The following is a 14014-nucleotide window of genomic DNA, read 5'->3' as shown; positions in this document are numbered from 1 at the left end:
CATGTTTTTATACTATATTTCTAAAAACTCTATAATCGCTTCACATACATTATCTGTTTCTTCGATTTCTGGAAAATGTGCACTATTTTCAAATATAACAAGTTTACTATTTTTCAAATGACTCGTTATCCTTTTACTCATTTCCACACCAGTATTATAGTCATGCGCTCCAACAATGACACATGTATCTTGTTCCAAATCATTAATGCGCTCAATAAGCGATACAATTGATTTCGTTTCAAAAATAACTTTACTCATCTTCCCTGTATTATTTAAATGATTTTCTTCCCAAAGACTACGATTTAACTCTGCAAATTCTTGATTTTTAAACAATAGCTGATTAGCTACATGTTTCTATATAAATTCCAAACAAGTATTACAACAAAAGCTGTACCCTTATACAAAAAAGGTACAGCTTTTTAACAACATACACTAAGAGGTTTATTATCCTAACTAAATCACTTTCACATGACTTCAATAATTCATTTGTTAACATGCATTTCAAATTCTTTCGATACATTGAATTCATATTATTGTTTAATTTTCATAATCAAATAAAACATTTTTAACTACGCTACATTAACAGCTTTATTCTTCAAAACAAACTTTCCAAATAAGAAACGTACAAGAGGTCCCATTATTATTAATTGCAGTGGGTACGCCATAATAAAATTTTTAATAAAGACCGAGAAATAAATTGAAATGAATGAGTCACCATGTAACCCATTATGTAAATACATCATAGCCATTCCATAAAATGACATGAAGAATACCATTCCGATTACCATTGTTGTTGCCATCGCAATAATCATGTTTATTTTTTTGGATTTATCAAGTGGTAATGCAAATACAATCTTTTTCGCACACGGTCCTACGATACATATTTCAATTAATAGCGCAATAATAAATCCAATTATTAGTTCTAATGCGATCTCCTTGATATGAATTGGCCCTCCTGCTCCATTCATTAATAAATTGTAAAACGTCATAACGATAACCATCCCTAGGCACATCATCATACCGAATTGGAGGTTTTCCTTTCTTGTTGTTGGCAATTTCTATCATCCTTTCTGTTTAAGTCTTTGCCATTATATCGATATTGGAAACCCCTTCGTAAGTGAACATTTTGTGAACGTTTTTAAAGCGTTTACGTGCATTTCTTTCAGGCTTCACTCCAATCCTCCCACTTTATAACTTTTCACTTATAAAGGTTTTATATATTTTAATGTTGAATTATTAAATTTAATATTGAATTATATGATAATTACTACTAGGAGGATAACCATGAATAAAGCAGAATTTTACGCATATCACATCGTTACAAGGAAAACAATGAGTATCGGACAAATCATTCATTTTGACAAAAATCAAACTAATACCCTCTATCACTTCTTTTTTGAAAGAGAACAATTAAATTCTCATGATGAAGACTCCATTCAAATTTTAAAAAGTCATTATCTCAATGAGGAATTACATATACATAATGAAAATGCTAAAGTAGTTATGAATTATATAGATCAAACAATTAGAGCGGTTAGAGAAACGATTGTAGAAATGGTTAGACTGCAAGAATTTCCTGAATATCCTTCAAGGTTGTCTTGCTTATATGCTTCCAAAAGCTATGAAGATGCTTTGAAATGGAAAGCGCTATTTGATTCTTACAATCGAAAAGTTTTGCAGATTGTTAAACTACGAGTGATCGGTAGTTCTTTTGAAGGTGACGGAAATCTTTTACCGAAAGAAGATGGTATTCCTTTCGCTCAAAAAATTGAACAGGCTAAAGAGTATTGGAAAGGAAACGTTAGAAATGAACTTCCTGAGCTATTAATTAATGGAAAAATTGAAGTGGTAGAAATTATCGATGATTTTTCCTCAATTCATATTTAATTAATATAGGATGGAGATTACAATGATGAAAAAAGTGTACTTCAATCATGATGGTGGTGTAGATGATTTAATTTCATTGTTCCTATTACTTCAGATGGACAATATTGACCTCACAGGTGTTTCTATTATCCCAGCAGATTGCTATTTAGAACCAGCAATATCTGCAAGTCGTAAAATTATCGATCGCTTTGGAAAAGGTAATATTGAAGTAGCAGCGTCAAACTCTCGTGGGAAAAATCCATTTCCAAAAGACTGGCGGATGCATGCATTTTATGTAGATGCTTTACCAATTTTAAATGAGTCTGGGAAAGTTGTAACACCCGTAGCAGCTAAACCTGCACATCATCATATAATAGAGACTCTTCTACAAACTGATGGAAAAACAACTTTATTATTTACAGGGCCCCTGACTGACCTTGCCCGTGCATTATATGAAGTACCTGTAATCGAAGAAAAAATTGAACGTCTCGTTTGGATGGGCGGCACATTTCGTACTGCAGGAAATGTTCATGAACCTGAACACGATGGAACAGCCGAATGGAATTCATTTTGGGATCCCGAAGCAGTATCTCGTGTTTGGGATGCTAATATAGTAATTGATTTAGTAACTCTAGAAAGTACTAATCAGGTTCCACTAACTGTAGACGTACGTGAACGTTGGGCAAAAGAGCGAAAGTATATTGGTGTTGACTTCCTTGGTCAATGCTATGCAATGGTCCCTCCTCTCGTTCACTTTTCAACTAACTCTACCTACTATTTGTGGGATGTATTAACTACTGCATTTGTTGGAAACACTGATCTCGTAAAAACACAAATGATTACTAGTATCGTTCATACATACGGACCCAGCCAAGGACGTACAGTGGAAACTGCTAACGGAAGACCAGTAAATGTCGTTTATGATGTGAAACGTGATGCATTCTTTGAATATATTACTGAATTAGCTAAAAAAGCTGCTAATCACAACCAGTGTTGAAAGCCGTATAAACCCAGGTGATGAGCCAGCCAAAAAATTTAGAAATTGGTTGGAACTTAATATTTAATTTTTAAAAAGAGTATTGAATTAAATTTCAATACTCTTTTTGTGCAGTTTAACTATATTCAAATCAGAATAAGCTTCAATCCGATTTGAGTTAGGTTTTACAGATTAACCATTTCATAACCATTTACAAAGTACGTTATTGTTTCTAGCTCATCTTCATTTAATTCTCTATCTAGTTCTTGTTTATATGCTGCTTTTATCTTCTCTTCATCGCCTTTATGAGTTTCCGTATAAGTTCCTACTGTTTTTAGCAAATGAATTTCTTGTGAAAACTCATCCCGATTTATAGCTGTCCCATGAGAAAGAATATATGTCTCAGCATCAAATTTCTCTAATTCTTGTATCAGTTTAAACGTTCGTTTCGTTGTATAGTTCCGCTTTTCAGAAAAGATATCTGCATATATACAGTCTCCTAAAAACAAAATCTTTTCTTCTTTAATATAAATAACAACAGAGTCATGAGAATGGTCTCCGCCCACATGCTCTAACACACATGTCACATCACCAAGGTCTAATTCAAGTTGTTTCTGAAAGGTTAAGGGCGGCGGAAGAATTTGAATATTTCTTGGTTTTTCACTGAACTCTTTTTTTATACAGTCCGCACAAAATTCAATTTCTGTACCTTCTTTCACTCGTGCGTCCAATGCCTCATCCGACCACTCATAAGAAACAAGTGTGTTCATCTCTTTTTTTGTTTCAAAATGTGCGATAGACAATGCATTTTGTAATACAGGCAATCCAAAAATATGATCCCAGTGCCAATGCGTTAATGCTACAAAATCAGGATTTGAGATATTTTGCTCTTTTAGCATTTCTAAAAACAATTGTGTATGTGCTTCTGAATTACCTGCATCTATCATCAAAGTCTTTTCTTTTCCAACTACGATTCCTAAGATAGGTCTATCAGTCTCGGAAACGGGTGTCATATACCAAAATGCGTTTCCTATTTTTTTAATTTGCTGCATAACTATTGCCTCCATTTTATGACTGTGTAAAAATTCCCAGCCGAGAAATTTCTTTATTCTTTATTTTGATTACTAGTAAATAACAATGTCAGAAATGAAATCATTCTACATTTTTTATTATCTAGTGAAATACAAATACTAATGATAATTTTGACAGGTAATCCTTTCTCGATATTTGTTACCTTTAATCTATTTTACGCTACGAACTTGCCTTTAAATTATATTACAATTTGTATAAATGAGATACATTTTACAATATCGAAGGAGTGCTGAACCGTGAATGCAAAGGAAACAATCATTCCCTATTTCGGTAATGTGTTAACAGATAAAAAGTTGATTAATCAATGAATTTAATGAGGAAGGCTACCATGTTATCAGCTGAATAAAAGCAGCAACTATACAGTTGCTGCTTCCAACATTTCTTTTTGTATTTCAACACGTTTGATTTGGTGAGGGTCTTTAGAAAGAATTTTAAATGCATATCCTTCGCTATTTACTGTTTGCCCTTCTTGGATATCATAATTCTGCATCAGAATCCAACCACCAATCGTGTCAACATCACTATCATTCATATGTAATCCTAGTAAATCATTTAATTCGCTAATTAATACCTTACCTTCTACGACAACATGTCCTTCATTCATTTGCTGAATGGGCGGACGCTCATCTTCATCGTATTCATCACGTATTTCTCCTACAATCTCTTCCAGTATATCCTCAATGGTTACAATACCAGCCGTACCGCCGTATTCATCATATAAGACAGCCAACGGAATACGTTTCTTTTGCATTTGTAGTAAAAGATTATGTATTGGTATGGTCTCAATTACTTCAATTACTGGACGCGTATACGATTGAATAGAACTGAATTCTTTTGCTTCCTTATTCATATAACGGATAAAGAAATCTTTCACATTCACCATACCAATGATTTCATCTTTATCTTCCCCAAATACTGGGTAACGTGTGTACTTTTCATCACGGATTATTTTCATATGGTCTGCTAAAGAATTATCTACATGTAGCCCTATAATTTCTGTACGAGGGACCATGATTTCTTTCGCAATACGATTATCAAATTCAAAAATATTATTTACATATTTGTATTCAGCTTGATTAATTTCTCCACGTTCATAACTTTCAGAAAGAATCAATCGTAATTCTTCTTCTGTATGTGCTACATCATGCTCTGATGCAGGTTTTAAGCCGAACATTCCGGTTATCATCCTTGCAGAGCCATTTAACAAGCGAATAAACGGATACATGATTTTGTAGAACCAGATAAGCGGAGCCGAAAGTAATAAAGTAACCTTCTCAGCCTTTTGAATCGCGAATGTTTTTGGTGCTAATTCACCAACTACAACATGTAAGTACGTCATTATAGTAAAAGCAATTCCTAAAGATAATACACCTGCAATGGAAGGATTGATGTTCCACTTATCAAATAAAGGATGTAAAAGTCTCTCAATCGTTGGTTCACCTAGTGCTCCAAGTCCCATTGCTGTAACTGTAATCCCTAATTGACAAGCTGACAAATATTCATCCAAGTTTGATGTCACTTTCTTAGCTGCCAGCGCACCCTTCTTTCCTTCTAATACAAATTGATCAATCTTTGAACCTCTTACTTTTACAATAGCAAACTCAATTGCCACGAAAAATGCAGTACATGCGATTAAAACCGCTACCATGATTAAATTAAATATGTCCAACTAATTCCCTTAGCTTTCTTGAAACTAAAGGATTCACCTCCTGATATATTTTCTCTTTCCATACCTATAATTTCATACACATTAACATGAGATTGTATACAATCTACATTCTCAAAATGATGAGGGGTACTCTGAGAAAATCGAGGTCATTTAGCCACCTATCCGAGTCAACATCTGAGTCCAATACATTTCCACCGCCTTGATTAAATTATCTATATGTTAGCATGAGAAATAAATCCCAGTCAACGTTAACATTTGAAATACCCTGAAAATTAAACAAAGAATTTCTCTCCCCTGTTTCCTTAGATTTCTTAATGCGTGCACCAAACACTATACCATACCCTCCGCTTCCACTAACTATATTATTTTTTGTTCATTATTTACATTCCTTCTCACAGTAAAAAGTAAAGCGCAGTAATTTTTATCAGACTTTTCGAAAACACTTTGACACACATATTAGCCAATGCTAATATGAATGAAGAATAAACATATTAGTAATGACTAATACGATTGGAGTGAATACGATTGTGCAACTCAAATGACTTAGATATTAAAGCCAAATTTATTCGAGGCTTTGCTGATAAAACAAGACTTCAGATTCTTCAATGTATGTTAGATGGTGAAAAAACGGTATCCGAAATTGTAGAAATCACTAAAGGAAATCAATCAAATATCTCACAACATTTGAACTGTTTAAAGGGATGCGGCATCATCCTAGGTAGACAAGAAGGAAAATATATCTACTATTCCTTACGCAGTACACAAATTGAACAGTTACTTACAATGTTCGATGTTGTCTTTCATGAGGTACAAAATGAAGTAGCATCATGTGATAAAAACGATGGTTGTTTATCTCAAAAAGGAGAGAACTGACATGACAGATAAAAAGGAGAGCGAAAAACAAACGAATTGCTGTCAAGATTCTTCCATAGCACCCACAAAAGAAGAATTAGCAACGGAAACTTCATCGTGTTGCTCTTCAAAAAAAGAGATTCCAATTATCCCTATTACTAAGGAAATCTCTTGCTGTAGTAGTAACAACAATTCTATTAAAACTGAAACCTGTTGTTCATCTGAATTAGACCTACCCAAAGAACCAGTGACATCAAAATCTTCTTGCTGTAGTGACCCATCACCTCTTCTTAATACTCAAAAAATATCAGGAGATGGCGTACAAACTTATCTTGTAGAAGGTATGGATTGTGGGGCATGTGCTTTAACAATCGAAAAGCATCTACACAATGTTTCTGGCGTGGAAGAAGTTCGAGTAAACTTCGCTACTGGAAAAATGCATATTCGTCATGACCGGAATGTGGATGACATTATAAAAGAAGTGTCTAACGCAGGATTTGAAGCGTCTCTAGCTGGCGCTCGTAGAGGGGCAACACCTATTTCAAAATCAAAAAATACAACTTTGATTCTCTCAGGTTTATTTTTAGCTTTAGGATTTGGAGGAAGTTTTACAATCATATCCCCTCTTCTTATTACACTTCTCTATGCTATGAGCATTGGTATTAGTGGTTATAAACCTGCTAAAAGTGCCTTTTATGCAATTAGAAGTAAATCGCTCGATATGAACGTTCTCATGATATCAGCCGCTATTGGTGCTGCATTAATTGGTCAATGGCTAGAAGGCGCAACAGTTGTTTGGTTATTTGCATTAGGGGCAACGCTACAAAATAAATCAATTGAACGTACACGAGAATCTATTCGTGGATTAATTGATTTAGCACCATCAGAAGCTTGGATAAAAATTGGAACTGAACTTATAAAAAAATCCATTGATGATATTGCAGTAAATACAACGATTGTTGTAAAGCCAGGTGAAAAAATCCCATTAGACGGCACAGTTATAGGAGGCACTTCTACTGTAAACCAAGCGCCGATAACTGGTGAATCTATCCCAATTGATAAACAAATTGGTGATTCCGTATATGCAGGAACGATTAATGATGAAGGTTCTCTTGAGATTACAGTCACTAAACTTGTTGAGGATACTACGTTATCTCGAATTATTCACCTTGTAGAGGAAGCACAGGAAAATAAAGCACCGACAGAAGCATTTGTTGATCGTTTTGCAAAAATCTATACACCTATCGTTTTTGTATTAGCAATTGGTGTCATGATTATCCCTCCCCTTCTTGGTATGGGCGAATGGATGGAATGGTTTTATAAAGGATTAGAACTTCTTGTTGTTGCGTGTCCTTGTGCTTTAGTTATCTCAACTCCTGTTGCTATTGTATCTGCAATTGGAAATGCAGCAAGAAACGGTGTACTCATTAAAGGTGGTACTGCTCTAGAAATCGCAGGTTCATTAAATGCTATTGCATTTGATAAAACAGGTACATTGACTGAAGGAAAACCAAAAGTAATGCATGTACGAAGCTCAGATTGTACTGAAGATGAGTTATTATCAATTGCAGCAACGATTGAAGAATATTCTAATCATCCAATTGCAAAAGCCATTACAGCATATGCGAAAGAACACCAGACCTCTATTCAAAGTGGAACCGACTTTCGCGCCATTGTAGGAAAAGGTGCGCAAGTAACGATAAATGGCGAAACATACTACGCTGGAAATAAAGCATTATACGAAGAGTTTGGAGTTTCACTTCAAATGTGGAACGAACCAATTCAGGAAATGCAAAGAATTGGTCAAACCGTGATACTTGTTGGAACAGACAAAGTTATTTTAGGGATGATTTCAGTAGCAGACTCCATCCGTTCTACTACTTATGGAACAATTCAAGAATTAAAACGATCAGGTATTCAAGAAACTGTTATGTTAACAGGAGACAATGAAGGAACAGCTGAACATATTGCACTGAAAGCAAAAGTAGATCGTTATTTTGCTAATTTGCTTCCAGAAGATAAAGTTCATTCTGTAAAACAACTTCAATCTGAAGGGAAAACAGTAGCCATGATTGGGGATGGTATTAATGATGCCCCTGCCCTCGCTACCGCAAACCTTGGTATTGCAATGGGCGGTGCAGGAACTGATACCGCAATGGAAACGGCAGATATTGTATTAATGGCAGATAATCTTGAAAAACTTCCTTATACAATGAAACTAAGTCGGAAAGCATTGCACATCATAAAACAAAATATTTGGTTCTCATTGATTATTAAATTTATCGCCCTTGCCTTTATCTTCCCAGGTTGGCTTACTCTTTGGATGGCTGTCCTAAGTGATACTGGCGCTGCACTTATTGTAATCCTGAACAGTATGCGTTTATTACGGAACAAATAATAAGATAAAAACTAACACGGTAGTTTCGGCTACCGTGTTAGTTTTTATCTTTTCTATATTTTTCCCTTTCCATTGCTGATAAAACTTTTACAATGGAACAATTCCGTAGATGTAAGAACGCTTCGGAGCCGCAGCATTTTCTTTCTATAAGAACGAACTGATTACGATACCTTATACTAATTCTTCAACAAGAAGACCCTTTAGGCTTTTTCCTAACCGCCATTTATCTCCCCCTACTAATTTGTCCATTTCCTACCCATTCCTTGGGGTGGGAGCTGTTCAAGATTGATCAAAATGGATTCAACTTTTGAGATTAATTATTTAGCTTTTATAAAAAAGTTTGATCATTTTCTGTCTGTATTGTTCAACAATCGCGCCCTTTAATGGAATAACTATCTTAAAATCACTTAATTCTTAATTAACTATAGATTTAGTTTAATAAGAAAACATAGTTGTTTGGTTAGTTAATTTTGTCCCTTTGAACCTGTGCAATTTGACGTCATCACATGTTATTTATCTATATTGGAAATAACTGCTCCAGTCATGGCATCAATGTACTGGATGGAGGTCCTGGAATGACGATCACACGCTCGATAAACAAGGATATAGGATTCTGTTTCACTATCATAATTTTTGTTCCAAGCTAATTCAAAATCCAAATGATTGATAAATATTTCACTTGCTTCTTTTTTAGAAATAACCGGTTCAACAGGGATTTGGCTCAATTGTTCCATATCAAAACGCGGTCCACTATAATGATCAACCTGTCCTGTTTGACGATTAACAACAACCATAACTAATTCAAGTTGAATTGGTATACCATGACCGTTATGCATATGGAATGTAAATGATTCTTTCATTGAAGAATCATCCTCTTCTTCCTCGTTTTCTCGAACAATCAGTTGTAAATACCGATAATAATCTGGAACAATCATTTGTAAAAACGCAATGGCTTTTTGATAACACGCCTCACGACTAAGTCTAAGATCGCCACTTCGTTCATTAAACCACATAAAGCTTCTGATTTTACCAGTTTTCTTTGAAATGAAGGCTTTAACTGTATCTTCTGACTGTCTTTTGAAAAAGTCATTTATAGATAAATCCCCTTCCTTCATCTCCCAGTCCCGATTACGCCACACTATGCCCGTTTCTTCTCCCATATCTACTTCACGAATGACTTCCATCCTCTCGGTAATACCAATGATATCTTCAATAGATAAATCTTTTCGTACGGTCGTACTCGAAGGAGGAGTAAGCAAGACATATGTTTGCGGAGCGTCTTCGTCATGTATAATCGTTAACGTTGGTTTCAAAACGTCAGCTTTATATTTCATAAAAAATTGCTCAGGTTCGTACACAAGACGGAGTCCATCTACTGCTACATCATGAGTAGCAGTAGACAACTTTGCAATTGTCAGTTGAAAATCAAGTCTATTTTGTACGTGTTCAACCAGTTTTTCTTTTGAAATCAACATTTTTGGAATAACAAGAATCCCTTTCACACCTTTATATATAAAATTAACAATATTCCCCGCGAGGTCTATATCAATATAACAACCAGCATGTTCTAACGGTAAATCCATAACGATTTGTTCATAGTAAAAACGGTCTGCACAAGTAATTTTTTTTGTTTTATAGTATGTTAAATCTTTTAATGCTTCAGGATAATTGCTAAGTAAGAATTGTTCGGCACATTCTCTTTTTTCCTCTATATTTAAAGGAATCACATCTGAATTTTTATCGTTATTATCAATTGTTAAACCAGTCAAATTACCAGATAAATCTAAGTTAACAGTAATACCCTCATCTTGTTCTTCGTTTGTCCATGAAAAAATAGCCTCCCCTTCTCCATTCTCTCGCTCAACATACTCCTCTATGAGAGGTTGAAAATGACTAGGAATTTTGACCATCGATATTGCACGTTTCTTTAATTCTTCTCTTAGCAAGCAAGCCACCTCTGTATTTTTGATATTTCTTTCTCTTTCTCAACTATTTAAATTTTACATTACTTAAAAGAATTGATATATTTTCTTGCATTTTCCTGCTCCTTTGAATAACTTCAGTATAATAACTACTTCGAAACCTTTTCAAGAAATTCCTGCATATTCCATTAAGTGGCCCAATTCAAAAAGATACGTCTTTATATATGCACGCCTCGATTTTGATTAAAGATTAATTTCAGTAGCTTTCAAAAATATTCAATATAAAAATCGCGTCTCAGCTTTCCGCTCAGCTGAGCATATATTCTCGTGGTTTCACTCTTCTCATGACCAAGTAAGCTTTGTATTACTTCAAGTGACGCACCGTTGTTAATCATATGTGTAGCATAGCTGTGACGTAATTGATGAGGATGAATACTCTTTTTAATCCCGGCACGATTCGATATACGTTTGATAATAAATCTTAGGTTATCAATACTCATACGTCTTTTTGGCCTTCTTTCCGTAATAAACAAACAAGGCTCCTCATTATTTCTTTCATCTAGATACCTTTTTAACCAAATGGTGTAACGAGTTGATAGATTTTTCTCTATAATCAAACATAATTATTTGGACTAATCTCCCTCCCCCATTAGTAAGCTGAAATTAAGGGTATAGAATCGGAGTGTGATAATATGGAACGTCTATGGATTCCAATAATCGTTACGTTTTTTTCGTTCGGTGGATTACTATTAGGAGGTGCTGTTGGAGTAGCAACACGCCAACTAATTGAAGAAAAGATGCATCGCTTATACGCATTATGTGGTGGGATTTTACTTGGATTATTATCACTTGAAATTATTCCTGAAACATTTTCAAGCTATGAAATAATTGGGCCTATGCTCGGTATAGCTATCGGTATTTTAGTTATGAGCTTATTAGATAACTATTGCCATCATCCGATTATACATAAGAAAGATCAACAAGCATGGCAAACCTTCCTTTTTCTTTCTTTCGCTATATTCATTCATAATATGCCGAGTGGATTTGCGTTAGGAACAGCGTTTATAAATCATAATGACTCTGCCATTCCTTTCTTACTTGCGATTGTCATTCATCATATTCCAGAAGGGTTAGCTTTAATTATTCCATTTCTCTTTACAAAACATAAATACATTTCATTTTTATTAACAACTTTATTACTTTCTCTTATCCTAGGGACCGGTACTGTTTTTGGCATTATGATGGACGGGAAAGCTCTCCATTTACAAGGACTTATTATGGGAAGCGCAATTGGTTCTCTTGGCTATGTCACAATTCACGAAATGCTTTGGAAAGCAAAAAAACAGCTACCTTTCCTTCCGTTTCTATCGTGGTCTATTAGTGGATTTTTACTAATAACAGTCTTCACTCTTTTCACTGGACATCACTAAAACAAATAAGTTATATTACTTGTATATTTTTCCTTTTTCTCCAAAACATAATAGTATCTACCTATTATAAGGAGGAACGATTATGTTTGGTAAAACAGCCGGTGAAGCATTAGTGGATCTTTTAATTGACTGGGGTGTAGAACACATATATGGTATGCCAGGAGATTCCATCAATTCTATAATTGAAGCTTTAAGAAAAAAACAAGATAAAATTAAATTTATTCAAGTTCGCCATGAAGAAGCTGGCGCGTTAGCAGCGGCAGCCTATGCAAAATTAACAGGAAAACTTGGTGTTTGTATGGCTATTGCAGGACCTGGGGCTATTCATTTATTAAACGGTTTATACGATGCCAAACTCGATCAAGCTCCCGTACTAGCAATTTCAGGACAAGTAGAAACCGATTTACTCGGAACGGATTTTTTCCAAGAAGTAAACTTAGAAAGAATGTTTGATGATGTTGCCGTTTATAACCAACGAATAATGTCAGCTGAACAGTTACCCGCTGTAGTGAATCAAGCTATTCGAATGGCATATACAAAAAAAGGTGTATCAGTTCTTACAATTCCAGATGATGTTCCGAAATTCGAAGTGAAAAATGGTGCACGTATTACAAACTCTTCCTTTACATTACCTGAAATATTTCCGCAAGAAGAAGATTTAGCTATAGCAAAACTCGCACTTAATGAAGCTAAAAAACCTGTTATTTTAGCCGGGAAAGGAGCTAAACATGCGAGAGAGTCTTTGCTTGCATTTGCAGAACATATCGGTGCTCCAATCGTACTTACATTACCAGCTAAAGGGATTGTTCCTGATGAACACCCTCTTTGTATCGGTGGATTAGGATTAATCGGGACGAAACCTTCTTATGAAGCAATGAAACATGCAGATACTTTAATTATGGTGGGCACTTCTTATCCGTTCACTGGTTTCTTACCCGAAAAAGCAAAAACACTTCATATTGATACAGACCCCGCACAAATCGGGAAACGTTATACGACAGATATCGGCTTAGCTGGTGATGCTGATAAAACATTAAAATGGTTAATTGAAAATGTAGAAAAACACGAGGACCATTCCTTCTTAGAGCATCATCAAGAAATGATGAAAAAGTGGGAAGAAAAATTACACAATCAAGAAGAAGATTCTTCGACTCCAATTAAACCACAGCGAGTTATGCATGCACTGCAGAAAGTAGCAGAAGATGACGCAATTCTTTCAGTCGATGTCGGAAATGTAACAGTATGGACTGCAAGGCACTTCCGTATGACAAACCAGAAATTTATCATTTCTAGTTGGCTTGCAACACTTGGCTGCGGTTTACCTGGTGCACTGGCTGGACAAATTGCTTTCCCGGATAAACAAGTGTTTGCAGTTTGTGGTGACGGCGGATTCGGAATGACAATGAATGACTTCGTAACAGCTGTTAAATATAAACTACCAATCGTTGTCGTTGTATTAAACAATAATAAAATTGCTATGATTAAATTTGAACAAGAAGTTATGGGAAATATTGAATTTGGTACAGACTTAACGAATCCTGATTTCGCAAAATATGCTGAGGCGTGCGGTGGTATTGGATACCGCGTAGAACATTTAGATGACTTACTTCCTGCCTTTGAAAATGCAGTAAAACAAAATAAACCGTGCATTATTGATGTAGTTGTAGATGTAAATGAAGCACCAATGCCAGCAAAAATCACATTTGGTCAAGCAGCCGGTTATACGAAACATATGATAAAAGAATTATTTGAAGAAGGTAAGATTGATTTACCGCCACTTTAAAATATAAAAGAAAGATAGCTGAAAAC

Annotated in this window: 10 protein-coding genes and 2 pseudogenes; 6 read left to right on the top strand and 6 right to left on the bottom strand. The window is 35.0% G+C overall.

The genetic code is table 11. The features are described 5' to 3' along the window. Positions 1 to 12 precede the first annotated feature (12 nt). Both MHI07_RS11160 and MHI07_RS11155 read right to left on the bottom strand, forming a co-directional pair. Positions 13 to 342: pseudogene (locus tag MHI07_RS11160) on the bottom strand (alpha/beta fold hydrolase); the annotation flags it as partial. 227 nt (positions 343 to 569) lie between these two features. Beyond that, on the bottom strand, positions 570 to 1055 hold the full coding sequence (locus tag MHI07_RS11155; protein WP_335471011.1) for a DUF2798 domain-containing protein: 486 nt from the start codon (positions 1053 to 1055) through the stop codon (positions 570 to 572). Positions 1056 to 1284: 229 nt separating this feature from the next. On the opposite strand from MHI07_RS11155, the gene MHI07_RS11150 reads away from it, so the two are divergent. Together MHI07_RS11150 and MHI07_RS11145 are read left to right on the top strand one after the other, a co-directional pair. Beyond that, on the top strand, positions 1285 to 1887 hold the full coding sequence (locus tag MHI07_RS11150; RefSeq protein ID WP_340823703.1) for a DUF2441 domain-containing protein: 603 nt from the start codon (positions 1285 to 1287) through the stop codon (positions 1885 to 1887). Positions 1888 to 1897: 10 nt separating this feature from the next. Then, positions 1898 to 2863, top strand: coding sequence for a nucleoside hydrolase (locus MHI07_RS11145; protein WP_195743333.1), 966 nt, complete (start codon positions 1898 to 1900; stop codon positions 2861 to 2863). A 164-nt stretch (positions 2864 to 3027) separates the two neighbouring features. Here the strand turns inward: MHI07_RS11145 and MHI07_RS11140 are convergent, their stop codons facing one another. Together MHI07_RS11140 and MHI07_RS11135 are read right to left on the bottom strand one after the other, a co-directional pair. Then, positions 3028 to 3909 (bottom strand): MBL fold metallo-hydrolase, encoded by an 882-nt coding sequence (locus MHI07_RS11140; RefSeq protein WP_340823699.1) that lies wholly within the window; start codon positions 3907 to 3909, stop codon positions 3028 to 3030. A gap of 380 nt (positions 3910 to 4289) precedes the next feature. Beyond that, positions 4290 to 5603 carry a hemolysin family protein gene (locus MHI07_RS11135; protein WP_016104808.1) on the bottom strand — a complete coding sequence of 438 codons (1314 nt, stop codon included), beginning with the start codon at positions 5601 to 5603 and terminating at the stop codon, positions 4290 to 4292. 525 nt (positions 5604 to 6128) lie between these two features. On the opposite strand from MHI07_RS11135, the gene MHI07_RS11130 reads away from it, so the two are divergent. Further along, a complete protein-coding gene (locus MHI07_RS11130; RefSeq protein WP_340823697.1) occupies positions 6129 to 6476 on the top strand; it encodes an ArsR/SmtB family transcription factor in 348 nt (115 codons plus the stop codon). Between the two features lies 1 nt (position 6477). Beyond that, positions 6478 to 8853 carry a heavy metal translocating P-type ATPase gene (locus tag MHI07_RS11125; RefSeq protein WP_340823695.1) on the top strand — a complete coding sequence of 792 codons (2376 nt, stop codon included), beginning with the start codon at positions 6478 to 6480 and terminating at the stop codon, positions 8851 to 8853. Between the two features lie 509 nt (positions 8854 to 9362). Here the strand turns inward: MHI07_RS11125 and MHI07_RS11120 are convergent. After that, positions 9363 to 10799, bottom strand: a complete 1437-nt coding sequence (locus tag MHI07_RS11120) for a YcdB/YcdC domain-containing protein (protein ID WP_340826895.1) — start codon at positions 10797 to 10799, stop codon at positions 9363 to 9365. A 242-nt stretch (positions 10800 to 11041) separates the two neighbouring features. Next, positions 11042 to 11368, bottom strand: a pseudogene (locus tag MHI07_RS11115) (tyrosine-type recombinase/integrase); the annotation flags it as partial. A 99-nt stretch (positions 11369 to 11467) separates the two neighbouring features. Between MHI07_RS11115 and MHI07_RS11110 the strand changes: the two are divergent. Next, positions 11468 to 12205, top strand: a complete 738-nt coding sequence (locus MHI07_RS11110) for a ZIP family metal transporter (protein ID WP_002031888.1) — start codon at positions 11468 to 11470, stop codon at positions 12203 to 12205. Positions 12206 to 12287: 82 nt separating this feature from the next. Then, positions 12288 to 13988 carry a pyruvate oxidase gene (locus MHI07_RS11105; protein ID WP_002109846.1) on the top strand — a complete coding sequence of 567 codons (1701 nt, stop codon included), beginning with the start codon at positions 12288 to 12290 and terminating at the stop codon, positions 13986 to 13988. The last annotated feature ends 26 nt before the right edge of the window (positions 13989 to 14014 follow it).

Origin of the sequence: Bacillus sp. FSL H8-0545, assembly GCF_038006105.1 — a bacterium.
Lineage (GTDB): Bacteria > Bacillota > Bacilli > Bacillales > Bacillaceae_G > Bacillus_A > Bacillus_A cereus_U.
This window is presented reverse-complemented; position numbering and strand designations above follow the sequence as displayed.

Bases quoted from the DNA above. Each gene is read 5' to 3' on its own strand.
- MHI07_RS11110 (WP_002031888.1), top strand. From the start codon at position 11,468: ATGGAACGTCTATGGATTCCAATAATCGTTACGTTTTTTTCGTTCGGT.
- MHI07_RS11125 (WP_340823695.1), top strand. From the start codon at position 6,478: ATGACAGATAAAAAGGAGAGCGAAAAACAAACGAATTGCTGTCAAGAT.
- MHI07_RS11105 (WP_002109846.1), top strand. From the start codon at position 12,288: ATGTTTGGTAAAACAGCCGGTGAAGCATTAGTGGATCTTTTAATTGAC.
- MHI07_RS11150 (WP_340823703.1), top strand. From the start codon at position 1,285: ATGAATAAAGCAGAATTTTACGCATATCACATCGTTACAAGGAAAACA.
- MHI07_RS11145 (WP_195743333.1), top strand. From the start codon at position 1,898: ATGGAGATTACAATGATGAAAAAAGTGTACTTCAATCATGATGGTGGT.
- MHI07_RS11140 (WP_340823699.1), bottom strand. From the start codon at position 3,909: ATGGAGGCAATAGTTATGCAGCAAATTAAAAAAATAGGAAACGCATTT.